The 26,641-nt window shown below is 39.7% G+C and carries 25 protein-coding genes; 15 read left to right on the top strand and 10 right to left on the bottom strand.

All coding sequences use genetic code 11. The features are described from left to right. The first annotated feature begins 1 nt into the window (after nt 1). From AABK37_RS05700 to AABK37_RS05685, 4 genes are all read left to right on the top strand, one after another. Nucleotides 2-1,174: an ATP-binding protein gene (locus AABK37_RS05700; protein WP_432550625.1), complete on the top strand. Its 1,173-nt coding sequence runs from the start codon at nt 2-4 to the stop codon at nt 1,172-1,174. Nucleotides 1,175-1,716: 542 nt separating this feature from the next. After that, nucleotides 1,717-2,667 (top strand): LysR family transcriptional regulator, encoded by a 951-nt coding sequence (locus tag AABK37_RS05695; RefSeq protein ID WP_432550624.1) that lies wholly within the window; start codon nt 1,717-1,719, stop codon nt 2,665-2,667. Nucleotides 2,668-2,864: 197 nt separating this feature from the next. Next, the gene (locus AABK37_RS05690; RefSeq protein ID WP_432550623.1) at nt 2,865-3,956 is read left to right on the top strand and encodes an anthranilate phosphoribosyltransferase family protein; all 1,092 of its coding nucleotides are present in this window, start codon (nt 2,865-2,867) and stop codon (nt 3,954-3,956) included. A gap of 203 nt (nt 3,957-4,159) precedes the next feature. After that, nucleotides 4,160-4,945 (top strand): metal-dependent hydrolase, encoded by a 786-nt coding sequence (locus tag AABK37_RS05685; RefSeq protein ID WP_432550622.1) that lies wholly within the window; start codon nt 4,160-4,162, stop codon nt 4,943-4,945. Nucleotides 4,946-4,980: 35 nt separating this feature from the next. Here the strand turns inward: AABK37_RS05685 and AABK37_RS05680 are convergent, their stop codons facing one another. The 8 genes from AABK37_RS05680 to AABK37_RS05645 all read right to left on the bottom strand — a co-directional run bounded on the left by AABK37_RS05680 (nt 4,981) and on the right by AABK37_RS05645 (nt 11,296). Next, complete coding sequence (locus AABK37_RS05680) at nt 4,981-5,880, bottom strand: MBL fold metallo-hydrolase (RefSeq protein ID WP_432550621.1); 900 nt, start codon at nt 5,878-5,880, stop codon at nt 4,981-4,983. A gap of 11 nt (nt 5,881-5,891) precedes the next feature. Further along, complete coding sequence (gene panD, locus AABK37_RS05675; RefSeq protein WP_432550620.1) at nt 5,892-6,275, bottom strand: aspartate 1-decarboxylase; 384 nt, start codon at nt 6,273-6,275, stop codon at nt 5,892-5,894. A gap of 234 nt (nt 6,276-6,509) precedes the next feature. Next, nucleotides 6,510-7,052 (bottom strand): inorganic diphosphatase, encoded by a 543-nt coding sequence (locus AABK37_RS05670; protein ID WP_432550619.1) that lies wholly within the window; start codon nt 7,050-7,052, stop codon nt 6,510-6,512. 428 nt (nt 7,053-7,480) lie between these two features. Further along, complete coding sequence (locus tag AABK37_RS05665; protein ID WP_432550618.1) at nt 7,481-7,666, bottom strand: hypothetical protein; 186 nt, start codon at nt 7,664-7,666, stop codon at nt 7,481-7,483. A gap of 853 nt (nt 7,667-8,519) precedes the next feature. Continuing rightward, nucleotides 8,520-8,711 carry a hypothetical protein gene (locus AABK37_RS05660; RefSeq protein WP_432550617.1) on the bottom strand — a complete coding sequence of 64 codons (192 nt, stop codon included), beginning with the start codon at nt 8,709-8,711 and terminating at the stop codon, nt 8,520-8,522. A gap of 11 nt (nt 8,712-8,722) precedes the next feature. Continuing rightward, nucleotides 8,723-9,709 carry a DUF362 domain-containing protein gene (locus tag AABK37_RS05655; protein WP_432550648.1) on the bottom strand — a complete coding sequence of 329 codons (987 nt, stop codon included), beginning with the start codon at nt 9,707-9,709 and terminating at the stop codon, nt 8,723-8,725. Further along, on the bottom strand, nt 9,664-9,840 hold the full coding sequence (locus AABK37_RS05650) for a hypothetical protein (protein WP_432550616.1): 177 nt from the start codon (nt 9,838-9,840) through the stop codon (nt 9,664-9,666). Before AABK37_RS05650 ends, AABK37_RS05655 begins: the two co-directional genes overlap by 46 nt. 22 nt (nt 9,841-9,862) lie before the next feature. Further along, nucleotides 9,863-11,296 (bottom strand): aspartate ammonia-lyase, encoded by a 1,434-nt coding sequence (locus AABK37_RS05645; protein WP_432550615.1) that lies wholly within the window; start codon nt 11,294-11,296, stop codon nt 9,863-9,865. Between the two features lie 140 nt (nt 11,297-11,436). Here AABK37_RS05645 and pgsA point away from each other — a divergent pair, with 140 nt between their 5' ends. Beyond that, a complete protein-coding gene (gene pgsA / locus AABK37_RS05640; RefSeq protein ID WP_432550614.1) occupies nt 11,437-11,964 on the top strand; it encodes a CDP-diacylglycerol--glycerol-3-phosphate 3-phosphatidyltransferase in 528 nt (175 codons plus the stop codon). 37 nt (nt 11,965-12,001) lie between these two features. Beyond that, on the top strand, nt 12,002-12,226 hold the full coding sequence (locus AABK37_RS05635; protein ID WP_432550613.1) for a type II toxin-antitoxin system HicB family antitoxin: 225 nt from the start codon (nt 12,002-12,004) through the stop codon (nt 12,224-12,226). Nucleotides 12,227-12,269: 43 nt separating this feature from the next. On the opposite strand, the gene galE is transcribed toward AABK37_RS05635, so the two are convergent. Both galE and AABK37_RS05625 read right to left on the bottom strand, forming a co-directional pair. After that, nucleotides 12,270-13,289, bottom strand: a complete 1,020-nt coding sequence (galE, locus tag AABK37_RS05630; RefSeq protein WP_432550612.1) for a UDP-glucose 4-epimerase GalE — start codon at nt 13,287-13,289, stop codon at nt 12,270-12,272. Beyond that, on the bottom strand, nt 13,286-14,698 hold the full coding sequence (locus AABK37_RS05625) for a sugar transferase (RefSeq protein ID WP_432550611.1): 1,413 nt from the start codon (nt 14,696-14,698) through the stop codon (nt 13,286-13,288). The genes galE and AABK37_RS05625 overlap by 4 nt, the downstream gene beginning before the upstream one ends. Before the next feature lie 980 nt (nt 14,699-15,678). On the opposite strand from AABK37_RS05625, the gene AABK37_RS05620 reads away from it, so the two are divergent. The 9 genes from AABK37_RS05620 (at nt 15,679) to AABK37_RS05580 (ending at nt 26,637) form a co-directional block, all read left to right on the top strand. After that, on the top strand, nt 15,679-17,865 hold the full coding sequence (locus AABK37_RS05620; RefSeq protein ID WP_432550610.1) for a GumC family protein: 2,187 nt from the start codon (nt 15,679-15,681) through the stop codon (nt 17,863-17,865). Between the two features lie 74 nt (nt 17,866-17,939). Continuing rightward, complete coding sequence (locus AABK37_RS05615; protein ID WP_432550609.1) at nt 17,940-19,466, top strand: oligosaccharide flippase family protein; 1,527 nt, start codon at nt 17,940-17,942, stop codon at nt 19,464-19,466. Between the two features lie 29 nt (nt 19,467-19,495). Next, entirely contained in the window at nt 19,496-20,728 is a 1,233-nt protein-coding gene (locus AABK37_RS05610) for an O-antigen ligase family protein (protein WP_432550608.1), read from the top strand. A gap of 62 nt (nt 20,729-20,790) precedes the next feature. Then, nucleotides 20,791-21,000, top strand: coding sequence for a hypothetical protein (locus tag AABK37_RS05605; RefSeq protein WP_432550607.1), 210 nt, complete (start codon nt 20,791-20,793; stop codon nt 20,998-21,000). A gap of 29 nt (nt 21,001-21,029) precedes the next feature. Then, nucleotides 21,030-22,115 carry a glycosyltransferase family 4 protein gene (locus AABK37_RS05600; RefSeq protein ID WP_432550606.1) on the top strand — a complete coding sequence of 362 codons (1,086 nt, stop codon included), beginning with the start codon at nt 21,030-21,032 and terminating at the stop codon, nt 22,113-22,115. A gap of 47 nt (nt 22,116-22,162) precedes the next feature. Next, nucleotides 22,163-23,299: a glycosyltransferase family 4 protein gene (locus tag AABK37_RS05595; RefSeq protein ID WP_432550605.1), complete on the top strand. Its 1,137-nt coding sequence runs from the start codon at nt 22,163-22,165 to the stop codon at nt 23,297-23,299. 107 nt (nt 23,300-23,406) lie between these two features. Next, entirely contained in the window at nt 23,407-24,354 is a 948-nt protein-coding gene (locus tag AABK37_RS05590) for a glucosamine inositolphosphorylceramide transferase family protein (RefSeq protein ID WP_432550604.1), read from the top strand. Between the two features lie 115 nt (nt 24,355-24,469). Beyond that, a complete protein-coding gene (locus AABK37_RS05585; protein ID WP_052324834.1) occupies nt 24,470-25,270 on the top strand; it encodes a hypothetical protein in 801 nt (266 codons plus the stop codon). 233 nt (nt 25,271-25,503) lie between these two features. Continuing rightward, nucleotides 25,504-26,637, top strand: a complete 1,134-nt coding sequence (locus AABK37_RS05580; protein WP_432550603.1) for a glycosyltransferase family 4 protein — start codon at nt 25,504-25,506, stop codon at nt 26,635-26,637. Nucleotides 26,638-26,641: the final 4 nt, after the last annotated feature.

Below are 26,641 nucleotides of genomic sequence, written 5' to 3'. Positions count from 1 at the left end.
TATGTGTAAAATTTTGCTAATTATAGAACATAAAGAGAATCGCCGCTTACTATCGGAATGGTTGGAAACACGTTACGAAGTATTTTCACCTGATTCTGATGATGAATTGCCTAGCTTGCAGCAATCTTTTGATTTGTGTATTATTTGTGCTAGAAAGCTGGATCGATACAGTAATTGGTTACAAGCTACTAAAAAAGCTCAAGAACCGTTATTTTTACCTTTTTTATTAGTTACATCTCGCCGAGATGTGGGGATGGTGACTCGGCATTTATGGCGAAGTATACATGAGCTGATTGTTACTCCCATAGAGAAAGTGGAATTGCACGCACGGGTAGAAATGCTGGTTCAAAGGCGCAAATTGTCTTTAGAATTGAAGCTAGCTAACGATAATTTGCAACAAATCAACGAAATAAAAACTCGCTTTATTTCCATAGCTTCTCATGAAATTCGCAATCCACTACATACAATTTCAGCTTATGCACAAATACTCCTCCACCGTTCTAGCGAGAAATTAACTGAAGAAAAAAAGCAGGAATTTTACCTAAAAATTAAAGTTTATGTAAAAAAAATTACAGATATTTTAGATGATATATTATTATTGTCGAAAGGAGAATTAGGAAAGCAAAAAATAAATAAAATTCCAATTAATTTAACTGAGTTTTGCGAGCAAGTGATTCAAGAAACTCAATTGATTAATAAGAATATAATTAACTTTGATTGTGAAGCTAAATATATAAATGCTTGTATTGATGAAAAGCTGTTACGACATATTCTGACTAACTTACTAACAAATGCCATTAAGTATTCACCTAAAGACAGTCCAATCGATTTGGAATTAATTTCTAATGAATCAGAGGTAATTTTTCAGATTAAAGATAAAGGTATTGGCATTACTCCAGAAGACCAACAGCATTTATTTGAGTCATTTTATCGTGCCAGTAATGTAGGAAACATTCCCGGCACAGGTTTGGGATTAGCGATCGTCAAACAGTGTGTTGATTTACATGGTGGTAAAATTGCAGTTAAAAGCGAAGTTGGGGTAGGAACTACTTTTATTGTTACATTGCCAATAGGTAATACTCAAAAAGAAAATGTGCCAAGACTTGAAGACAGCCTTGACGAATTGAATTCGCGGTTATACAAACAAAGTTCGTCTACGCTAACTTCTGAATAATTAGCAGCACCAGTTAAGAAAATTAAATTGTCGGGTGCCCTACTCTCGCAGCTAACGCACCATTAACAGTCTAGTATGGGTAGGGTCCGTTATGGCGGAACGCCTAACGCACCGCTTTGATATTTAAAAAAATCTAAGTATATGTAGTATATGTAGCCTAACGCATCGCAATAGATTATAAAAACGGTGCGCTCTTCCTAACCGCATAACACACCCTACTGAATAATTCGGGACTTAATATTTTAATATTAATAAATATAAATAGTCCCAATGAAGGAATTCTTGAAAGGTTAACTTCATATTCAATGCAAAGGGGTGGATGAAAACGAGATGTAAGCGCGACAAGTCGCTCCCTCTTAGTACGCACTGCTTGAAGCATTATTTATAACGCATACTTAGGCATTTTTGTAAAGTGCCTAATATTTACAGAAAAATGGCAAAGATAAATATAAAAAAATTAGGTTGTAACAAACAGTACTAAAATATGCGCTAACATCCATTAACCTAATTAAAGCCAAAAGTGTAATTCAGGCTACATAACAATGCGCCTAGAGCAGTTGCAAGCCTTTCTAGCGATCGCAGAAACTGGCAGCTTTCAACAAGCAGCGAGAAAATGTGGTGTCACCCAATCAACTATCAGTCGCCAAATTCAGGCACTGGAAGCAGATTTGGGCTTAGAATTGTTTCACAGAACAGGACAAGCAAAACTGACTTTGGGGGGTGAGAGGATGCTACCCCGTGCCCGCAAAATTTGCTTAGAGTGGCAAAGTGTCACCCAAGAGTTAGCAGATTTAGTCGCAGGAAAGCAGCCAGAACTTTGTATCGCTGTAATTCACTCGTTGTGTGCTTATTATCTACCACCAATTCTGCAAAAATTTTGTCATGAATATCCAGATGTGCAATTGCGAGTAACATCATTAGGAAGCGATCGCGCTTTAAAAGTCCTCAAAGATGGACTAGTAGATATGGCAATTGTCATGAATAATCGCTTTCTCACCACCGCTAGAGAAATGGTGGTAGAAACGCTATTTGATGAACCTATAGAATTACTATTAGCCGCCAATCATCCCCTAGCGCAACACGATCGCGTTTCTTGGTCGGAAATAATTCGTTATCCCCAAGTAGTTTTTAAAGATGGTTATGGGATGCAACGCTTGGTGCAGGATAGATTTGAGCGTCTAGAAGCCACACTTCAAGCAGCTTTAGAAGTAAATACTTTAGATGCTTTCCGGGGAGTGGTACGTCAAGGAGAACTAATAGCTTTGCTACCTCACTCTGCATTAGTCGAAGCACGTCTTGACCCTACCCTTGCAGTTCGTCCCTTAGCCTGCAATGCTAACACTAGTTTGTCAGATAATTCTAATTTAACTCGTCGCGTTGTCATGGTGACAACAGGCGATCGCCTGCAAATTCCCCCCATCCAGTACTTTTGGCAATTGGTGCAGGAAAATATACCACCACAGTTTGATTCATTAAAGCGATCGGCTTGTTAATTGTTAATGGGCATGGGGCATGGGGCATGGGGCATTGGGCATTGGGCATTGGGCATTGGGCATTGGGCATTGGTAATAATTCTTTCCCATGCAACTCTTTCCCCTGAAGAAAATTCCCACTACCCACTATCCACTACCCATTACCCACTACCCACTACCCATTACCCACTACCCATTACCCATTACCCATTACCCATATGAGCAATATATTTAGAGAATTACTAAAGAAAGTTGGCAGCGGAAACCACACAGGAGAAAATTTAACTCGTGCGGAAGCAGCTTTGGCAACGAAGATGATGCTGCTGGGTGAAGCGACACCAGCGCAAATCGGTGCGTTTTTAATTGCCCACCGCATCAAACGTCCCACGGGGGAAGAGTTAGCGGGAATGTTGGATGCTTATGAAGAACTAGGACCACTACTGCAAAGTATTAACTCTGCGCGTCCGGTGATAGTTTTAGGTATACCTTATGATGGCAGAAGCCGCACCGCACCCATCAGCCCGGTGACGGCTTTGCTGTTAGCTTCTGCGGGACAATCTGTAGTGATGCATGGTGGCGATCGCCTGCCGACAAAATACGGTATACCCTTGGTAGAAATTTGGCAGAAGTTAGGAGTTGATTGGACTGCACTGACACTAGAAAAAACTCAGCAAATATTTGAAAAAACGGGCATTGGCTTTCTTTATACGCCTCGGCATTTTCCGTTAACTAATAGTATTTGGGAGTACCGCGACCAACTAGGCAAGCGTCCACCTTTTGCGACAATGGAGTTAATTTGGTGTCCTTATGCTGGCGATGCTCATGTTATTGCTGGGTTTGTGCATCCACCCACAGAAGGAATGTTTCAACAAGCTTTGACGCTGCGGGGAGTAAGCAAATTTACATTAGTAAAGGGATTGGAAGGTAGTTGTGATTTACCACGCGATCGCACTGCAATCATCGGCTTATCTGCACCATTAGCACCGCAACAACAAGGTTTAACAGCGATAGAAAGATTGCTTCTCGCTCCGCGTGACTACAACTTCACTACCAAGAATGTACCCCTGGAAACTACTGAACAACTAGTAGCGGATATGCAATGTGTGTTAAGTGGAAAACCTTCCGAACTGATGCAAACAGCCTTATGGAATGGCGGGTTTTATCTATGGCGAAGTGGTATTTCTTCAGATATGCAAGCGGGTATAAATAAAGCGGAAGAATTATTTAGTAATGGCGCAGTATCCGCAAAACTTCAAGAACTTACTCAAGTTGTAAATTCGGTTTCCAAAGCAGTATATCAGGCAGTTTAATTGTTAAAATTAACTAGATGGGCATAAATAAACGCTCCTTAACGTAGTAACGGCTTTAGCCGTTAAAATCCCGACTCGACGAGCGGTAAACCGCTCACCCTTCGGGTTCGCCAGTCGCTCATGGGGGAGACCCCCAAGACCGCGCTGGCTCACTACGAACCAGGATCGTTTATTTATGCCCATCGACTTGAGGAATATCGCACATGAGCAAAATAGAAGTACGGCGATTAAACTTTGATTTTTCCGCAAATACTGAGAAATATTGGTTTAACCAAAGTGTTTTCAAAACCCACTTATTTAATAGCATTACAATTAGCGCTCCGGAAATTGAAAAATATCTGATTCTGAATGTCAAAAAAAGAATCAACTTTCTTGACAATCCGCAACTGAAACAACAAGCTCAAGCTTTTATATGTCAAGAAGGACAACATTCGTACCAGCATACAAAATTCTGGAATAATTTACGCGCTTCTGGCTATAAATTCGATACTTTTATTCGCTGGGGACAGACTATTCTTTTTGATATTCTGGAACGGCAAATGAGTCTTAATTTCAATTTAGCCATTGCTGCCGGAATTGAACATTTAACAACTTTGATAGCTGAGTTTGCTTTAGAAACTGACTTATTTGCAGAAGCTGAACCGGAGTTAAAGCAACTTTTTGAATGGCACGCATTAGAAGAACTTGAACACAAAACAGTTTTATATGATGTGCTGCAAAATGCAACTAATAATTACCTGTTGCGTCAAGTGGGTATGTTCGTAGCCCATATTTTGATTTTATTGTTTCTGAATTTGGGTTTAGCGATATTGCTATATCAAGACAGAAAACTCTTCGATAGAAAAGTATGGCAGGAATTTATTGAGTTTTGGCTGACTAAAGATAAATTTTTGTACAAAGCATTATTTAACGCCAGAGATTATTTGAGAAAGGACTTTCATCCTTCACAAAACGATAATCTTTTCTTGATTGACAAAGTGAAAGTCTAATCGCTTAAGATTAAATAAGAGATTTAATCATCTGTTTAATTTCGAGGCACAACAGGTAAAATTAATCCTTCACGGGCTAGTAATGCTTCAGAAAAAGCATTTTTAATTTCTGTTTGCACAGAGTCGAGAAAATCATCGCGATCGTCTGGGTGGTGATGTGAAATAACTAACCGTTTCACCCCAGCTTGATGAGCCAAATTCACAGCAGTTTTCCAAAGTAAGTCAGCGCATTCATGGCTGCGAGCTGTTGGGGGAGTGTATGTAGCATTAGCTATCAGCAAATCTACGCCTTCAATTAGCTGTTTAATACATCCAAGCTCGATTTCGTCGGCACCCTGATACAAATCTGTCATGTAGGCAACGCTGTAATTTTTCCAGGAAACTCGGTATCCTGCCGATCGCTGATTTTGATTGATCAACGCAGTTTCAATCGTCACATCGTCTAAAATTACCTTGCTACCCGAAGTCAAATTGTTAAACAGCAATTCTGCCTGCATCACCTGCAAAGGATAAGGAAAATGCGGTTGCAGCATCTGATCGCATAAAGACTGCTTAATAGAAGCGCCATTTGAGGCAGCTGTACCGTAAATATGAAAGCAATTTTCTGAAACAAATGCAGGGGCAAAAAAAGGAAAGCCTTGGATGCGATTTGATTGAGAGTTGGTAAAAAATAAATGCGCTATTACTGGACCTGAGAGTTCTAGCCAACTTCTTCCCAGGATGCGTAAACCTGTACCGCCATCAAAAATCAAGCGTTTTCCAGCTACGCGCATTTCTACACAAGCAGTATTACCACCATAGCGGCTAGTATCGCCGCAGGGGGTGGCTATTAAACCCCGCACACCCCAGAATTGGACGATAAATTCTTCGGCGGGATCGTTGGTTGAAGTAGTTTGTTTGACGTTGTGGGAACCTGACAACTCAGTATTTGACATTTTGCTTATAACTAGACTTTACTGAGCAGGTCATCGTAGTGCCGCACTTGGGAGAGTCGGTTTTTTTCATCTACAATGACAACCGTAGGAGAGTAATTTTTTAACTCTTCTGTGGTGAACTGCCCGTAAGCCATTATAATCAAGCGATCGCCGATAATGCCTAGACGTGCCGCAGCCCCATTTAATTCAATTGCTCCTGAGTTGGCTGGAGCGGGGATCGCATAAGTAATGAAACGCTCGCCATTGGCAACATTCACTACTTGCACCTGCTCGTAGGGTAAAATGCCAGATTTATCTAACAAAACTTGGTCGATGCTGATACTACCGACGTAATTGATATCTGCCCCCGTGAGGGTGCAGTTGTGAATTTTTGCCAAAAGGAGCGTGCGCTGCATTACTTTTAGGGGTTTTGTGCCAATTGAGCTATCAAGAAAGAATACAGTATTCAGAATTCAGGAGTCAGCATAATATGTTACGTTTTGCCTGGGATGAATAAACGGCGATCGCTTGCACCCCCTGCTCATAGTATAGAGCCTGGAGGAAAAATGCTTGTGGCAGTAAGAAACCTTACTCAAATTGGGATATTGCTAACTTCACAAATTCTGAATTCTTGACTTTGGTTAATTTGTTCAGGTAGTTTCCGAATCTGAATCTCGACCTTTTTCGCTACCAGCTTTGATGCACTGTTCTACTAAGGGCATAACCTGGTCAACATCTAGCCAACCGCGAATTTCTGTCACCTTTTTTTCCAAATTTTTATAACTGCGGAAAAATTCGGCAATTTCATCCAATCGGTGTGCTGGTAGGTCTTTGAGGGATCTGATGTCTTTATAGCGTGGATCTTTGTCGGGTACGCAAAGAATTTTTTCATCGCGATCGCCCCCGTCAATCATCTCTAACATCCCAATCGGTCTTGCTGCAATGATACACCCTGGAAAGGTTGGCTCGTCAATTATCACCATCCCATCCAACGGATCGCCATCATCAGCCAGCGTGTTGGGTACAAAACCATAGTCATAGGGATATTGTACCGAAGAATAAAGTACTCGGTCTAGGGCAAAAGCTTGTAAGTCTTTGTCGTATTCGTATTTATTTTTACTTCCGCCAGTAATTTCAATCAGAACGTTGATTAGACCTGGTTTAGGTTGGGCAGGAATACGGGATAAGTCCACAGTAAAAATCCTCAGCTAACAGTGAATCATGGGCGCACGCAACGGTGAGACCAGCCCCCGACGGGCGCGGTAAGCGAGCGATCGATGGGGGACTGGCGAACCCGAAAGGCTCCCCGTGTAGAATTTTAGGCTAATATGGACATATCCCAAAATACTTAGTTCAAACGGTTTCATTTGCGGAGTATGCTTTCTTCATCGAGAATCTTTGCATTGTCAATAAATTAAGTATGCAAAGCGTGCCTAAATCCCTAGCTTTTCAAAAAAGTTTAAACGGCTTCCCAAGTTTTGAACTCAGGAAACTTATACTCGGACTTATCGAAAGCGGAGTCATGAAAAATTCGCTCTGATATTCTGACGCGAATATTCGCGCCAAAGAAAGCTTTCTGTTATCACTTTCTTGTTTTTGGAATTATACTGTTAATTTTTGTTTAATATTCACTAGTTTTTATGTTGTACATAATGGGTTGCTGATTATTCTGAACGCTGGTTGAAGAATAATTAGCGATGACAAAGATTGGTAACGTTAGAGTTAACAGAGCGATCGCTGTTCCCACAATGTCTGCCAAACGATGGGAATATGTGTCGGGATTGGCAGACTGGCTATTTGAATTCATAGAAGATTGCAGGTTTTCACATCACTTGTTGCTCAACTCTCATACTTGAGAGTCTTGCTGTTATATTTAGCTACTTTTAAATTATAGGCTATTTAGTATTCAATAATATCATCCACTTATTAAACTGTCATAATATTCTTTTTTCATACCAAAGATATTTGATACTAAGCCGCAATTGAGCTACTCTTCTTTATTAGTGACTAATATCTCAATATACTTCATGGTACGGTGTAATGGATAGATTCAGCATCTGGGGCAACAACAGCATTAAAAATTACAATTATTTTTGTATTTTAGATTACTAAAAAAAGAGATTTTCCTTCATTTTTTACAATGACAACATCCGAAAACGCTTTTGCAAAGGGCGTTTTGCGGTGATAACTTGTTGTTTAATACCGAGTATACATACCGAATAATTACCCACAAGGTATCTGTGTTTTCGATAATTATAAGTAGTTACACGAGAATTTTTTGTCGAGGCGATCGCAACTTGAGCAATAATCAATTTTCATCATAATTCACACCGAATAAATACAGATAAATCAAAAGTGTTTTAAATTGTTAATCAGTGATTATAAGGAAGAAAAATGTTTAAAACTTTGAAGTGATAATCTGAGTGATATTACTTTAATTTTGTCAATCTATATATAGGTAGAGTATAAATACTTTTACCTAATATAAAAGTCAATGATTAATACAAAATCAAAATTAATAAAGCTATCAGTCAAAAGCTGAAAAAAATTACGATGGAAAAAAATGATAAATCTTATAACAATTTAATAAATAAACGAAACGAAAAAAACCGCCACTAAAATAGGGCGGTCTGGTTAAGCAATCGGAGGGTAATTACAGCTTACTCTGCCAATAATGAAGATTGTTGTAGCGAAGTTTGCATTTGTGGATAGTTGCTAATTGGGAATTGGGAATTGGGCATTGGGCAATGGGCAATGGGCATTGGGCAATGGGAATTAAAGAAGCGGCTTTTCGATTTTGCGGGTTCTAATACAATTCTTTCCATGCCCCATGCCCTATGCCCATTCCCCATTCCCCATTCCCCTAACCTTTACCATAAGCACTCATCGGTTCTTTGATAAAACGGATGTAAAGATGCTTAAACGTAGATTTAATGACGCGAGGCATTCCAAAATCGATAGGCATTAATTTATCTGGTAGACGCCAATCATTTATTTTTAATGAGTCAGGATGTAAGTGGGGAAAGTCAATTGACGCAAGTTCCGGATATAAACCCAACCGCTTTGACGCAGCGAGAGTAGGTACTTGTTCCGGTGCAACATTGAGGACTTCTACCATTGCCCTATCGAGGGCAAATACATTTGCAGATGCCGCTAAAACGCCGAGTGGACGAGGTTCCCCACCGCTGGGACCATTACCTTCATGACCGATGATGCCATCTAAAAGAGTTAAATCTGGGTTAATTGCCCTAGCAGTTTCTACTAACATTTCTCCAAATCGGTTGGCATCTTTCCCCGCTTCCATGTGCCACCAAGCTTTCATTTTGCCGGGAACGCAACCAAAGAGGTTTTTTACGCCTAGTGTTAAGGTTAGTTGGGCATGAGATTTTAGCTTAGGCAAATTAATGACTACATCTGCTTCCATCGCTTCTTTGCACAGCAGCAGATGGTTAAAGTTTTCGTTGACGGTTTCGTAACGCGATCCGTGAAAATCTATAATCGGAAGATTGAGTTCAAGGGTAATCGGGAGATAGTTGTTTGCGATCGCTACTGCCTTAGCACTCCCAAAAGCAGGACTATCTCCCAAAAATGGCTTACCACCAGCCTCAATCACCATCTTGGCTACTTCATAAACTAATTCGGCGCGGGTGGTACACTCTTTACCCGGACGCGCACCCGTGAGTAAATTCGGTTTTAGCAAAACCCGTTGTCCTGGTTTGACAAAAGCCTGCATTCCACCCAAAGGTTCTAACAGCGTTGCTAAAGATTCCCGTAACGCCTCTTGTTCGTAGGAAGTAGCCCGAATCAAACTGACAGATGGTTTTTGATGCATGGATGGGGAATGGGGCATGGGGCATGGGGCATGGGGCATGGGGGAGGCAGTGCGTTGCGGAGGTTCCCTCCGTTGTAGCACCTGCCGTCATGGGGCATGGGGCATAGGGCATGGAAAAAATCTCCCATTGCCCATTGCCCATTGCCCAATGCCCTAATCCCTTATTCCTTTTTAATCTATTTCTGTGTCAAGTGCCCTGAGGGGTAAGATACCGCTCATCTGTTCTAGATTTAACACTTGGGCTAATTCCTCATCGTTCATCAGATTTTTTTCTAAGACAATCTGCCTTAGGGATTTACCAGTTTCTAAAGATTCTTTGGCTACAGCCGCAGCATTTAAATAGCCTATATGGGGATTTAATGCCGTGACTAAAGCTAAACTACCTTCAGCGTAAGCTAAACAACGATCGCGGTTGGCGGTAATTCCTTTAATGCAGTTAGAGGTAAGTGCTTTGATGGTATTTCCTAAAATTTCGATGCTGTGAATCAGGTTGTAGGCAATCAACGGCATCATCACATTTAATTCTAATTGTCCGGCTTGGGCGGCGAGAGCGATCGCGCTGTCGTAACCCATCACCTGAAAACACACCATTGAGGTCATCTCTGCCATCACTGGGTTATATTTTCCGGGCATAATTGAAGAACCCGGTTGCACTGGTGGCAATTGAATTTCTTTCAAACCTGTTTTTGGACCCGAATCCATCAACCGCAAATCGTGAGATATTTTGACTAAATCCTGTGCTAAGTTGCGTAAAGCACCAGAAACACTAACAAATGGTGCCATACTCTGCATGGCAGCCATCAAGTGAGGTGCAGGTTCTAAAGGACAGTCAATCAATTCTGAAATAACTTGCACTACACGAGCGCGATAATCAGGATGAGTATTCATCCCCGTTCCGGCTGCGCTACCTCCCAAACCCAGCACCATCAAATCCCCAGAAGCTGTATAAATGCGGTTTTGGTGTTCTGTGATAATTTGTGCCCAAGCGCGGAAATTTTCACCCAAGCGCACAGGTACAGCGTCTTGCATGTGAGTTCTGCCAGATTTGACGATATCTTGAAATTCGTCGGCTTTTTCTTCGAGGGATGCGATCGCATTATCTAAAGCTGGCTGCAACGTCTTTGACAACGCTAATAAGCCACCGATGCGAATTGCCGTGGGAATCACATCATTGGTAGACTGTCCGTAGTTTACGTGGTCATTCGGACTAACTTGCTTGTAATTGCCTTTTTCATAGCCGAGAATTTCTAAGGCGCGATTTGCCAGTACTTCGTTAACATTCATGTGGTGAGAAGTTCCGGCTCCTGCTTGATAAATATCTACCACAAATTGATCGCGAAATTTACCCGCAAGTATTTCATCAGCCGCTTGCACAATTGCTTGACTAATTGACTGGGGTATGCATTTTAATTCCCCGTTGACGATGGCGGTAGCTTTTTTAATGATAATGCCAGCACCTACGTAAGTATATAGAGGTTTGATGCCGCTGATGGGGAAGTTTTCCATTGCCCTTAGCGTTTGGATGCCGTAATAAGCGCTACTAGGGATTTGGCGATCGCCCATTGAATCGCGTTCTGTGCGGAATTGGGAGTCTGTTTGAGTCATAGTATTCTTGAGGAAATCTCAGAAAACAGATCATCCCATAGCTTGATGAGAATAATCTCACGCAAAGGCGCATTCGTCGCAAAGTTTTTTTTGGGGGTAGCTGAGATACTTAAATAATAGGTTATTTACCCTAATAACAGATGACTCTACCAAATTGGATTACTTTTTCTCGCCTTCTGGGTATACCATTTTTGCTTTATGGTTTATATAATCCGACACCTCAATTGAGATGGGTGTGTATGTATGTTTTTCTTGTGGCTGCGCTGACTGATTGGTTAGATGGTTATTTGGCACGAAAACTCAACCAAATTAGCGAGTTAGGTAAATTTCTCGACCCGTTGGTAGATAAATTGCTGGTACTGGCGCCGTTATTGGTTTTGATTGAGTTAGGACGAGTTCCAGCTTGGGGAGTATTTTTAATTTTAGGACGAGAGTTAGCGATCGCAGGTTGGCGAGTTAATCAAGCTACAATTACCGGGGCGAATATTTGGGGTAAGCTGAAAACGGTAAGTCAGATAGTGGCGATCGCGCTTTTAATTGCACCTCTTCCTCAAGTGTGGCAGATGCCTTGCCTGGTTGCTTTTTGGGTTTCTGTGGCTTTGACGTTAATTTCTGGGGCAATTTATCTTTTACCGCCCAAAAGCAGCACCCTAAATGATACTTTATAATCAGCTTCGCGAAGCTTCAGAATAAGGAAGAAGACGAATGAAGCCGCAGTATACCATTCTTATTCAGTGGTCAACCGAAGATCAAAAGTACATTGTCTGCCTACCTGAGTTTGGTCCCTACGCACATACTCATGGAGACACCTATGGAGATGCTGTCAAGAATGGTGAGGAAGTTTTAGAGCTTTTGATTGAAGATTATCAAGCACAAGGAAAACCATTGCCAGAACCAATAACAGCAAATGTTGCTTTTCAGTTCGTCTAAAGAAATGGTTAATGACTCAATTTTATTCTGACATTACTTGCGGTTAAGGAATCAGCATAGGTTTATTTAAAGAACTCTGTATCAAACCTTCACGGTACATTTCCCAAGCGAGGGAAGTGTGAACTATTTTATCTAAGTCGTTGTATTTCGGTTGCCAACCTAGTACTTTAGAGATTTTATCTGCACAAGCTGTCACGCAAGCTGGATCGCCTGGACGACGGTCTGTTTCGATAACGGGAAAATCCACCCCAGAAATTGCCTTTACCCGTTCAATCACTTGTCGCACGCTGTAACCTTGTCCGTAACCGCAGTTGATAATTTGGCTTTCACCGTTTTCTTCCAGGTAGCGCAAAGCATCTAAATGTGCTGATGCTAAGTCTTCAACGTGGATATAGTCACGAATTCCGGTGCCATCTGGTGTGGGAAAATCAGTACCAAAAATTTGCATTGCTGACTTGCGCTTGAGTGCTGCATTAATTGCAGCTGCAATCAAATGAGTTGCATTCGGTGATATTTGCCCTAATCTTCCACCAGGTTCCGCACCTGCTACATTGAAATAGCGTAGTATTACGTAGCGCAGAGAAGATGCTGCTGCGTAGTCTTGAATCAGCCATTCGCTCATCAGCTTTGAGCGTCCGTAAGGATTAATCGGCTGTGTTGGAACTGACTCAGTAACCGGATTTTCTCCTACTTCTCCATAGACTGCTGCTGTACTGGAAAAAATAATCTGGTTGACATTCATCACACTACAGCAACGTAGCAAGTTCAAAGTATTGCGGGTGTTGTTGGCGTAGTAGTCGAGGGGACGGACAACCGATTCTGGTACACTCAGACTGGCGGCAAAATGCAGCACTGCACTAAATTGATGCTTGGCAAAGACTTGATAAAGATGCTCGGTGTCTGCCAAATCGCCGATAATCAATTCACCGTGCAATACAGATGTCGGGGAACCTGTAGAACAATTATCGTAAACTACGACATCGTAGCCAATTTCCCCCAGTTGACGGACAACGTGGGAACCGATGTAACCAGCACCCCCAGTGACTAATACTTTGTTTTTCATCTCCCTTTTCCTAACAAAACAACTCGAATGGTTTTGAAGGCGATCGCCATATCCAACCAAATAGAATAATTCTTGATGTAGTAAAGGTCATAAGCTAGTTTTTCGTAAGCATCCTCAATCGATGCACCATAAGGATACATCACCTGTGCCCAACCTGTGATTCCTGGCTTTACCAAATAACGCACTTCATAATAGGGAATCGCTTCTTTAAGTTTGACATCAAATTCCGGTCTTTCTGGACGCGGACCAATCAAGCTCATCTCACCACACAGCACATTCCAAATTTGCGGTAGTTCGTCAATTCGCATTACTCGCAACCAATATCCAACTTTGGTGATACGTGGATCGCGTTGACTTGCCCACTGCGCTCCTCGTTTCTCTGCATCTTGATACATCGAGCGGAATTTGTAAACCTTAAATGGTTTGCCATATAATCCGCTTCGGAACTGACTGTAGAACACAGGACCCGGACTATCTAACTTGATTGCCAAAGCTGCAAGCAGCATCAACGGAGACACAAGGATAAATAATACCCCGGTGATAATCAGGTCTGTAACCCGCTTCAGCTTCATGCTTAAGTAACCAGGCATTAAGTGAAAACCAGCACTAAAAGCCAACCATTTATCCTGCAAGAGAGCTGAGGGAAGTTTGTACCATAAGGTTTCGTAAAAATCTGGTAGCCTGTAAACCGGAATACCTCGCAGCCGTATTTGCATCAACTGCTGCAACTGTGTTTCGGAAAACTCGATTTGATTTGCGACTATCACCGCAGACCAAGATTGCGAAATCCATGCAGACAACTCGCTTGTGTATCCGACGCAATTGAGATTCATCTGTGCTAAATCAGTGGTGTCTTGGTCTGTTTGAGCTAGTACAACCAGCTTTCCTAATGGATTTAGCTCTAGTAAGTGTTGTGCAAATTTGATTCCGCTTTCACCTGCACCGAGCATCAGTAAACGACTTTGCTGTGCTTGCGATCGCATCCATTTTCTGGCATATAGCCGAGAAATTATTGCCCAGATGGTAAAGATTGCCAAGCTTGGTAATAGAATACCCCGCCCTGCCACGGTATAATTTCCCCAAGCACCAAATAGGTAAATCAAGGCAGAGGTAAAGATACTAACACCGATGCTGCCAATCAAAATTCTTGCTGGTGTCCGCAAACCTGCAATTTGTCTGTCTGGATGGTAAGCGTCTACCAAATAAAGCTCGACCAAAACCAACAACACAAAACCCCAAACAAACGGATCGAACTTATTTAGTGGTTCACCTAAACGCAACCAAAGCGCGATCGCTACACAAATAAACAAGCCAAAAATGTCCCCCAGTAAGAGCAGTATAGGTAAGCTGCGTATTACGCTAGGCAACCTAGTACTGGTCGGGGAACTGACATAACTCGTAAGACTCATGATTTTTCTTACTATTCAGTATCCTGATATTGATTTATTTGGTAGAAGCAACCTCATAATTCTCACTCCTAGCAATACAGATAAGCTGCGTACTATGCTAGGCAATCTAGTACTGTTGGGGGAACTAACATAACAAACTAAGACGAGTGCGATACTCAACCCTAGTTTTTTTGTGTCATGGCATACCAACAGTTGAAAAACGTTAGTCTGCCGTGTTTTTTGCACACTTAGACTTTTTCGGTACGTTGTCTAATATTCACGCCTCATTTTACCAGTAAATTTTTTTAAAGCTAAGGTAACTTTCATGACATGTACAGTCAACTTACCCAAACTGTATCCAGGCAATTCTACTGATGCAACAAATTTATGATAGGTGCTTTATGTGATTTTTGATTTAAAGATTAAATAAAGCAATAATTTTATCTTGCAGACACAAGCATACTGAAACTAATAATCATACTTTTGATATTTTTTATACTTATTAACTCAGTATTATTTTTGATTGTAAAATAACTGAGCAAAAGTCCAAAATCGAAATATAAAAAGCATAAATGACAGTAAAAGCCAGAATTTGCTTTTAAACAAGTTCGATAATTTTTCGGTCTAGAAATCTATTTGCCGAATTCGATTTCAGAAAACTAACCTCAACCTAAGTAAAAATACGAACATAAATATACGTAAATATTTTTTTCTTCAATAAAAACGTATCAACTTTATTTAAAGTTTCAGTAAATATAACTAAAAATGTCTTGATATTCGAGCAATTTTCCTGTGAGAAGAACTATATATGAAGTATAAAAATAAATACGATCGCGAAAAAATTGCAAGTAGCTAATCATAAGCACTTCAAATTGAGCGTAGTTTTTATACTCATTGCTTAATTAATTGTTGTTTACTTTTGTCTAAATAGTTACCCTGGCAATTTAACGATTGAAGGGTAGCACTACTAAGTACTTCAGATAAATTTTGCAACATATGCCATGCCCTCTAACCAAGAAGACCAAAACTCCTTAGATTTGCAACAATACTCGCTGATTTTCAAAAGGCGTTGGCTAGTCATAGCTGTAGTGACCTGCTCAGTCTTCGGATTGTCAGCTTTAACTGCCTTCAGGCAAAAACCAATTTATGAAGCACAAGGCAAGTTGCTTTTCAATAAAACCGATCGCGTTTCTTCGCTGACAAGTCCCTCGGCATCAGTTGGAGAGTTAAGGGGTGTAACTGAACTAAGCAGCCCATTGGATACAGAAGCAGAGGTAATTCGTTCTAACCCGCTAGTTGAGAAAACCATCACCAACCTCAAGCTGACAGATAAGCAAGGAACACCCCTAGAAATAGATGAGTTTCTCGAAAAACTCAAGGTTAAGAGCTTGAAGGGTACAGACATCTTGGCGATTTCTTACAACAGTAGCGATCCAAAAGAAGCCGCAGCTGTTGTGAATTCGCTGATGAGATATTACCTGGAGAACAATATTAGCGTCAATCAAACCCAGGCGACAGTCGCAAAAAGATTTTTGAGCAAGCAATTGCCTGAGGTTGAGGGAAGGGTAGCAAGAGCAGAGGCAGGTTTGCGTCGGTTTAAAGAAGAAAACAAAGTAGTTGCCTTAGATCAAGAAGCTACCACAGGTGTGGAAAGACTTACAGCTTTATCAGACCAGATAACCCAGGCTCAGTCAAATTTGGTAGATGCCGAGACTCGCTCACAACTTCTGCAACGTCAATTGAAATTGAATTCGCAGCAAGCTGTGGATATGGGCAATTTAAGCCAATCAAAAGCTGTGCAGGAGGCGTTAACAGAATATCAGAAAGCGGAAAACGAGTTAGCGGTGGCACAGACTCGCTATACAAATAAACATCCTCAGATCGGTAATTTGATGGCAAAAGAAGCTGCCCTGAAAAAGCAGTTAGAGGTGAGAATTGGCGAAAATGTTGGCAAGCAACCTGTGTCCCAGCAGAATTTGCAGATGGGAGAACTCAAACAAAACCTAACTGCTCAGTTGGTGCAGTCGTATGTAGAACGTTCAGCACTAGCCAACCGAGTCACGGTTTTGAAGAATGCATACGCACTTTCACAAAAACGCTTGAGTGTCTTACCTAAACTGCAACAAAAACAGCAACAGCTAGAGCGACAGTTGCAAGTAGCTAGAGCAACTTATGAAGAATTGTTGAAGCGATCGCAAGAAGTGGAGGTAGTAGTAAATCAAAATGTCGGCAATGCACGAGTGGTATCTGCGGCTTTAGTTCCCAACAAAGCAAATTCCAAGATTATACCCTACCTAGCGCTGGGTGGATTTCTGGGAATCTTGCTGGGTGTAGGGATAGCTTTGATCTTGGAAGCTATGGATCGATCCCTGAAAACTCTTGAACAAGCCCAGCAGCTATTTGGTTATCCTTTACTAGGTACAATTCCTCACTTTGGTCAAAAAGCGAAGGGTGGTAAAGAGTCTTTAGTAGAACTGCCAGTCAGAGATAATCCTCATTCACTAGCAAGTTCAGCCTTTGAGATGCTTCAGACGAACTTGGATTTTAGCATCTCTGATAAACCACTGAAAATAATTGCGGTGGTTAGTTCAACTCCAGGTGAAGGTAGGTCATTTGTGGCAGCGAACCTGGCAGTAGCTAAGGCACACATGGGACGCAGGGTGTTGTTAGTAGATGCGGACATGCGTCACTCTTGTCAACAGGAAATCTGGAAATTATCTAACCCAATCGGATTAAGTAATGTTCTAGTCGGTCAAGCAGAATTTCCCCGCACTACCCAAGAAGTACTGGTTAACTTGGATGTGCTAACCGTTGGGACAATTCCACCTAACCCAGCAGCACTACTGGACTCGCAGCGCATGGCTTGGTTGATCCAAGAGGCAGCTCAAGACTATGAGTGTGTAATTATTGATACTCCTGCTCTGAGTTTGTTTGGTGATGCCTTGATGTTGAGCAAGGTGGCAGATGGGATATTGCTGGTTGTACGTCCGGGAGTGCTTGACTCAACTGTTGCCAAGACCGCGAAGACGATGCTAAAGCAATCGCGATCGCACGTTTTGGGAATGGTGGTGAATGCGGTCACGGCTGAAATTAGTGGTTACTACAGTCATAAGGGTTATTACGATAAAAATAGCAGCGATCGGAATAAGAAGGATAAAGTGAAGTTGCCTAATATAGGATTTTCCTAACCATTTAGTTTGAGTTTTAAGCAATTTATTCTGTATGTTCAAAAAAAGTAATTTATCTAACGAGAATATTTTTAGTGAAAAATAGTTTACTAAAGAATGGTTTCTACAATACAGTGGGGGGAGTAGTCCGAATCGGACTAGCTGTACTCACAATTCCCATACTAATTCGGATGCTGGGAATTGAAGAATATGGGTTGTGGACACTGGCTTATGCAGTGGTGCAAGTGGTTAATTTAGCCGAGGCAGGTCTTTCTGTCGCAACTACAGTATTTGTCTCACAGGACATAGTAAAAGAAGATGCTGATGATTTATCCAATTCTCTTTCAGAGACATTGACTGTAACCTTTGGGGGAATGCTGATATTTGCAACTCTTGCCGCTATTTCTCTGTTATTTGGTGCTGAACTAATTGTTAGTTTATTTCCTAAATTAGGACAAGTCCAACAACTAACAATTCAACATGCTTTACAGATTGGTGGGTTAGTAGTGTGGGCACGATTGCTTCAAAGGGTTTTGATTGGTGTGGAACAAGCCTATCAACGTTATGACTTGACAAATTTATTCAATACAATTGAATCGCTATTGCTTTCTTTTGGAATGTTAATAGTGACTTGGCTAGGAGGACGGACAATCGCCCTCATGCAGTGGCAAGCTGTAGCAGCTATAGCAATTTTATTGGGTCATATCTGGGTGTTCCGAACTTTAACCCATAACATGAAACTGCACGTAAACTGGAACAAAAAAAGAGGATTAGCAATAGCTCGATATAGTCTGATGACCTGGCTAACCTCGTTGGGGGGAATGATTTTTGCTAGAGGCGATCGCCTAATTGTAGGAGCTTTATTAGGTTCTAAAATATTGGCAGTTTATGCAACAATTACCGATCTCACAACAGTGATTAGTCGATTATCAGATTTACCTGTGCAGCCTTTACTTCCTGCTCTCAGCAAGATAATAACAATACTAGATAAAGATAAAACTAAGCTGCAACAACAGATTAAGCAAGCAGTTGAAATTAATACACTAATTGCATTAGGGCTAGGAACTGTATTTTTTACACTGGCACCGTTTCTTATGCATGTAATGCTTGGAGATGTAGTCAAGAGTGAATATATTTTGGCATTCCGAATTATGATTATCATTGAGACACTTCATTCATTGTATGCAGTCGGATATTACGTTTTGTTCAGTGTGAATGCAGTTGTAGAGAATCTAGCAATTCACTTATTCAGTAGCCTACTTTCTATTGTGTTAATTTACCTTTTTTCAAATAGGTTTGGATTAATAGGAGCGGTTCTAGGTAATGCAGGATTTTTGTGTGTTTTGTCAGCTATTGTTTGGGGAATGAAGTATCTCAATATAAATCAAAATACTTGGTTAAGATGGTACAAGTTACCATTATTTTGTTTTATTACTTTTGCTATCGTTGGATTTATTGTTAAGGATAGTTTTGAGTTTATTTTATGCTTATGCATTGTACAAGTTATCATGTTGATTAAGTGGTTTATTGATTCTCAAGCAAAGGAAAATAATACTATTATTAAATTTTTTGATTATAAAAGATTCCAGAAATTATTATTTAATAAAAATAAGAAATACTAGAATTGACTTTTTTGTTTCATATATAATCTATGAAATTTCAAGTTAAATTGGCACAATTATATATCATGCTAATACCATTTATTGCTGCTTTTTCGCTAACTCCCTGGCTGCCACTACCTCTTTTATATATGATGCCTATATCTATTTATTTGATAGTAATAAGACGATTGAAGATATTTAAAGAAGATTTAGAACTTATATTAATGGTGATTATGGGAATTCTAGGTATGTTCTTTGCAATAGATAAATTAGGTGTCAAAAATCTGAATCATACCTTTGCAATATCTACTTCTATTTTTTTATTTTATATTGTTTTTAAAAGTTTAATTAATAAATTAAAATCTATTAATATATTGGCGAGTAGTTTTGCTTTGTCTCTTGCATTTGTTTCTATATTTATAATTATTGAATTCATATTAAGTAATTATTTAGGCATTACCATTAGTGACTTTATTCCCTATAGTACTACTGATGAATTAGCAGATGCTACGCTTATGGGAAGTATTATCAGACCGCGTGGTCTAGCTGTGGAAGCAGGTCACATGGCAACTTTTTATGAATTGGCTTTACCACTTTCTTTCATCTACTTAAAAGATAAGCCGCTGCCTATACTACTTAGCTACTATTTGCTTGTACTATCGGGTTATACACTCTTATTCAGTGCAGCGTCATTTGTTGCACTTCCATTAGCAATATTATTGAGTGCGGTTGTCAGAATTCGTTCAAAAAGTTCTATTGCTTTATTGATTGGGATAGTCATGATTACGTTTATAGCCTTATCTTCTGATATCGCACGACCCTATATCGATGAAACTGTAGGTGTTAGATTAGAAATATTTTTAGATCCCTCTCAACAATCTAACACTGTTACAGTTAATGATAGAAGTGAGAAATATCAGAAGATATCCAATTTATTCCTGGTTGCACCATTCGGAATCGGTTGGGGTACAGGTGCTCAAATGGCGGCGGATCAAGAGGTATTTGCAGGTATTACGATGCCAGAAGGTGGAGGCTTTATCAGTTTGTATGGTGAGATATTAATTGCTTCTGGGGTGCTCGGCTTACTACTTTTTTTAAGATTTATTACCAAGAAGATTATTCAGTTATTTAGATTAAGTTCCTTAGAGTCTCAATTGGTTTTAATTGCTGTATTATCTCTTTCTATACATTACCTATTTATATCTAATTACTGGTTTCCTATGCTTTGGCTGTCTTTAGGATTAGCAGATCATGTTTATAAAAATGAAAAATTTATCGCGTAATTTACAATTTTATTTTTTTATAATTCATTAGTGAAAATGCAATTAAATTTTTATCTAAAACAATGAATAAGAAAATTATAATACTATCTACTGGTTTAGGTTTAGGGGGAGCAGAACAGCAAGTAATAGAACTGGCTTTTAATCTTATTCAGAGAGGTCATCAAGTTAAGATTCTGTCAATGGTGCCTCTTGGAATTATAAGATTAGAAGCTCAGTCTCACGGATTTGATATTGCGACTCTTAATATGTCACCAATTTTCTCAAACTTATAACAGACTGAATGACACATCAGTAATAAACTATGAAAATTCTACACGTTATTAACTCCTTTGAAGGCGGCGGAGCAGAGAAACTCACTCTTCAGATACATCAAATGTGTCTTCAGCAAGGTATTGATAGTCATGCTCTCAGTTTAATGCAATCCTCGGCTGGTAGTCTACCAAATGCTTATTCTCTTGGCTTTGATAGTCCTTACCAATTATCAGTACCATTCAAACTATATTCTTTCTTATCTCAACCGCAGTGGAAGAATTTAAATATCATTCATGTTCATCTATTTCCTTCACAATTTTTTACTCCCATAATCAGCAGATATTTAAACTTAAAAGCTTCTTTGATAACTACTGAACATAGTACGGTTAACCAAAGACGAAATAAATTTTATGGTAAATTAATTGATAACTTATTCTATAATTTTTATCAAAAAATTATTTGTATTAGCTCTGCTGCTAGTGAGGCTCTGCTTCATTCACAACCTCAATTAATGAAAAAAATAACCACTATACATAATGGTATTGATATTCAAGAATACTTGCCTCATTCTACATCTCAGCCCAAAGGTAATACCCCTATAATCATATCGATTGGGCGTTTAGTCGAGCTAAAAAACTACGCAACTGCTATCCGAGCCTTGAACAAAATTTCCGAGCAGGCTTTTGAGTATTGGATTTTGGGTTCTGGTATTTTAGAACAACAGTTGAGAGAACTGGTTAATTCTCTAAACCTCGAATCTAAAGTTAAATTTTTAGGTTTCCGCACCGATGTTCCTGATTTACTTCACCAAGCCGATATTTTTCTTCTAACTTCATTATGGGAAGGATTTGGTCTAGCTGTGGTTGAGGCAATGGCAGCAGAACTGCCCGTAATTGTCAGCAATGTCCCTGGAGTTAGAGAGGTGGTCACAGAAGAATCAACTGAAACATCTGAAGTTGGATTTCTTGTTGATCCTCTGTCTGAAGATGATATTGCTAAAAAATTGAGCAAGTTACTTGCAGACCAAAACCTACGTTTAACGATGGGCAAAAATGCTCAACTTCGAGCATCTAGATTTGATATCAAGCAAACAGTAACAGAATATATAGATTTGTACCAAAAAAATGTTAGTTAATAACCTTTCCACTTTTACACCAACTAAATAAGCTGAAATTGCTGTGTATGAAATATTCAAAAAAACATGTTATACTCTACATCATCACAAAGTCTGAACTTGGTGGCGCTCAGAAAAATGTTTACGATTTGATCGCAAATTTTAATAAAAATTATGAATTTAATTTGGCAACAAGCAGATTCGGTTTTCTAACAGAAGTTGTTAGCAGTTTAGACGTTTCTGTATATTTAATTTCAAATTTGAATCGTGATATTAAATTATCAAGTGATTTTCTAGCTATCAAAGAATGTATTTCATTAATCAAAAAAATTAAACCAGATATCATCCATGCAGCCAGTAGTAAAGCTGGTGTGGTAGCACGTATCGCTGGATGGGTTTGCAAAATACCTGTTGTATTCACCGCTCACGGTTGGGGATTTACTCCTGGAAGCCCAAAACTTCGTGGATTCATTGCATTGATATCTGAAAAATTATTGACACCATTAACAGCAAAACTGATCTGCGTTTGTGAGAGCGATCGCCAACTAGCTCTAAGTCTTGGAGTTGGTAATCAAAATTCACTCTGCACTATTCGCAATGGTATTGCTAACAATCCTGTGCCTATTGCTAATTCTTCACAACAGCCACCTAAACTGATTATGGTGGCACGTTTTAACGAACAAAAAGACCAAACTACATTACTGAAAGCGATCGCTCAATTGTCTAACCACGACTACCACCTTGATTTGGTTGGTAGTGGTTCATCTCTGGAATTTTGCAAAGATTTAGCACATTCTCTTGGAATTGCAGAAAAAGTTTCTTTTTTAGGTGACAGAACAGATGTACCCAATTTATTAGCCCAATCTCAAATCTTTATTCTCAGTACCCATTATGAAGGTTTGCCTATCAGTATTCTAGAAGCTATGCGTGCTGGTCTACCTGTTGTGGCAACTAGCGTCAATGGTATTCCTGAAGAAGTTGAGCATGGTAAAACAGGCTTACTAGTACCGCGTAAAGATGTACAAGCACTGGCTAACGCATTGCAAACTCTCATTCAGTCTCCTGACCTTCGTCAGCAAATGGGTGAAGCAGGTAGACAAAAATTTGAGCAAGAATTTACAGTTGAGCGAATGATAAATGAGACTAAAGCAGTATACGAGGAAATACTTAAAAAAAAACCAAATAAATTATTACAATGTTTTTAATGGAGGTGAAAACGTAATTTTTCATGCTAATCACTTTCTCTATTTGTCAGATGACAATAAGTTTAAAATCGTCAAAATTTTCCAGTTATTCACAGCGGAATTTACAGATGAAATTCTTGAAAAAGAGCATCAAAGAACTGCACTATACATTAGTGAATAGTCTGCCTATTCCCATAGTAAATAAACTGCCATTAGGAGCATTAAATAAAAAGGGAAGGTGGTCAATTGGCATTTATTCTGGTAAATCTCCTTTTGATTTAGCCAGTTCTACAAGCGCGAAAAATCCCGTACTGACTCGTAGAGATGTATCAGATGTCAGAGCCGCATGTGTTGCAGACCCCTTTATGATTAAAGTTGGGCTAACCTGGTTCATGTTTTTTGAGGTTTTGAATCAAAGTACACGTCGAGGAGAAATTGCATTTGCAACTAGTGAAGATGGAGCTAGTTGGAAGTATCAACAGATTGTAATTGCCGAACCATTTCACTTATCTTATCCCTACGTTTTTGAATGGAAAAATGAATATTACTTGATTCCAGAAAGTCATCAAGCAAACTCAATCCGACTTTATAAGGCATCAAATTTTCCCACAGAATGGAGTTTCGTTGGCAATCTCCTTAATGATGGATTCTTTGTAGATTCCTCTATTTTCCGTTACGCTGACAAATGGTGGATATTTGCTGAAACTAATTCCGATCACAAACATGACACCCTGCGTCTTTACTATGCAGAGGATTTGCTCGGTTCTTGGTTGGAACACCCAAAGAGTCCAATTGTCAACAACAATGCACATATAGCTAGACCAGCTGGTAGAGTTTTGATGATGAATGATAAAATTTTTCGTTTTACTCAAGACTGTCAGCCTGCTTATGGTACTCAGGTAAGAGCATTTGAGATTATCGAGTTAACGACTACAAGTTATCAAGAAAGAGAAATTGAACAAAGTTTAGTGTTGAAACCGAGTAGTTATGGTTGGAATAGTGGTGGTATGCACCACATCGACCCTCATTTCATCCATGACGGAAAATGGATTGCTTGTGTAGATGGTCGAGGTTAAATCCTAGGAATAATTTGCTTTTTAATCGGTTCATCTTCAGTCAATTTGAGATCAAAACTGTTACTGTTGAGTACGGTTTCAATGAGTTTAATCAATGATATAGGAGAAACAAAATATGCTTATTGTCACAAAGAAACTGATTTTTTCAGTAGGGGAAGTCTGGTTTGATGAAGAACCAGGGGAAATACATGATGTAGATGCACTCCATTACATGCAATGGACGCACCCAATTGAGAGTGTTCAGTCTGATGAATTTCACACAAGACTGATAGACCTAACTAAAAGTCATGATGAACTCTATGAAAGTATAGGTAAGAATGACAGATATAAGATTAGGCGAGCAGAGCAAAAAGATGATGTTGTTTATGAATATTGGGAACAACCTGACTCTGATATTATCAAGATTTTTTCTGATTTCTATGATTTATTTGCTTTACAAAAAGATTTGTCCAAGATGAACAGAAGTAGGCTAAAAAGACGCGCAGAAGCTGGAGTTCTCGATATTTCATGTGTCAAGTTAAAAGATGGTAGTCCTCTGGTTTGGCATGTTTACTATCGTAGTAAAAATAGAGTGTGTCTTTCGTATTCTGCGTCTCTTAAAAAAAATGACGATACTTCTTATCAGTCAATCTTAGGAAGGGCAAATCGTTACCATCACTGGCAGGATATGGTGAGATTTAAAAATTCAGGAATTGGGATTTATGATTGGGGAGGTTGGTATGTTGGTAATACAGATCGGGAAAAACTAGGGATTAACGAGTTTAAAGAGAAATTTGGTGGAGAAATCGTCAAAAGTTTTAACTGCTATCGTGGCATCACCATAAAGGGCAAGCTTTATTTAAAATTGCTGAAGATATTTAAGGAACTGCCATTTTTCTTTAAAGCTACCCTCCAACGCAGATTACCTGGGCTGTAGTGACTTGTCCAAGAAATGTTTTCTCACCTGGAATGGTACGAATACTCATCCTGAACCTTTGCCTGCTGGTCTGCAAAAGAACGAATGAATTGGTATTGCAGAACCATTTATAGAATCGGAACTTGAAACAATCAGCCTATTAGAAGTAAATGGGCAGAACATCTATCGGGAAATTGCAATTGGCAATAGCATCTTTGGACTCTCCTTATGTTTAAACGATGAAAGTTCTACACTTGATTACTAGTATCACTATCGGGGGGGCACAAGACAATACGCTCCTAACTATAGAGAAACATAATCCCTCATCTTTTGAAGTTCACCTCGCCTCTAATCCCAATGGTTTCTGGCAAGAACGGGCACAAAAAGCAGCAGATGTTTTTCACCCCCTTCCCAATCTTGTTAATCCGCTCAGTCCCTTACAAGATATTGCGACGCTAATCGAAATTGTAAGCTTACTTCGACAAGAAAAATTTGACCTCCTCCATACCCACAGTTCCAAAGCAGGAATCTTGGGGCGTTGGGCTGGCAAAATAGTAGGAATCCCTGTTGTACATACTATTCATGGTTTTCCATTTCATGACTTTATGCCTAAATGGAAACGCCAATTCTATATCAATATAGAACGCAGCGTTCGTTCTTTTACAGATTTATTTATCACTGTTAGCGAACTTAACCGTCAAGAAGCAGCAATGCTTAACATTCTCAGCTTAGACAATTCACAAACAGTATACAGTGGCATCGACTTTGCCAAATTAGATCGTCCCTTTAATCTTCAACATACTCGACATACCCTCAAAATTCCGGAAAATTGGCAAACAATTTCTGTAGTAGGTCGCTTAGACAAACAAAAAGCTCCTAACTTTCTTATAGATGCCTTTGCCAAAGTTCTAGAACATCATCCTAACACTCTGTTACTGTTAGTTGGCGATGGCAAACTTCTTAATAGTCTAAAAAGTCAAGTCCAACAACTTGGTATAGCAGATAAAGTAAGATTCTTAGGTTCACGAGAAGATGTACCGGAAATTCTGAAAGTTTCCGATGTTTTTGCTTTATCCTCTCTATGGGAAGGCTTAGGACGCGCCATGACTGAAGCTATGCTAATCGGAAAGCCCGTTGTTGTTCCTAACATCTATGGCATTCCCGAAATTGTGCATCACAATGAAACAGGCTTGCTTTTTCCTGCAAAGAATATAGAACAGCTAGCTGAACATTTAAACTACTTATTGCAACATCCAGAAGAAAGAGAAAGACTGGGGAACAATGCCCGTCAACTTACACGGCAACTATTTGATGCTAATTTAATGGTGCAACAAATCGAAGCAATCTACGATCGCGTACTAGCAGACAAAATAAAAAAAAACACGTAAGACT

The sequence above is a fragment of the Tolypothrix sp. VBCCA 56010 genome (genome assembly GCF_050875635.1).
Taxonomy (GTDB): domain Bacteria; phylum Cyanobacteriota; class Cyanobacteriia; order Cyanobacteriales; family Nostocaceae; genus Hassallia.
This window is presented reverse-complemented; position numbering and strand designations above follow the sequence as displayed.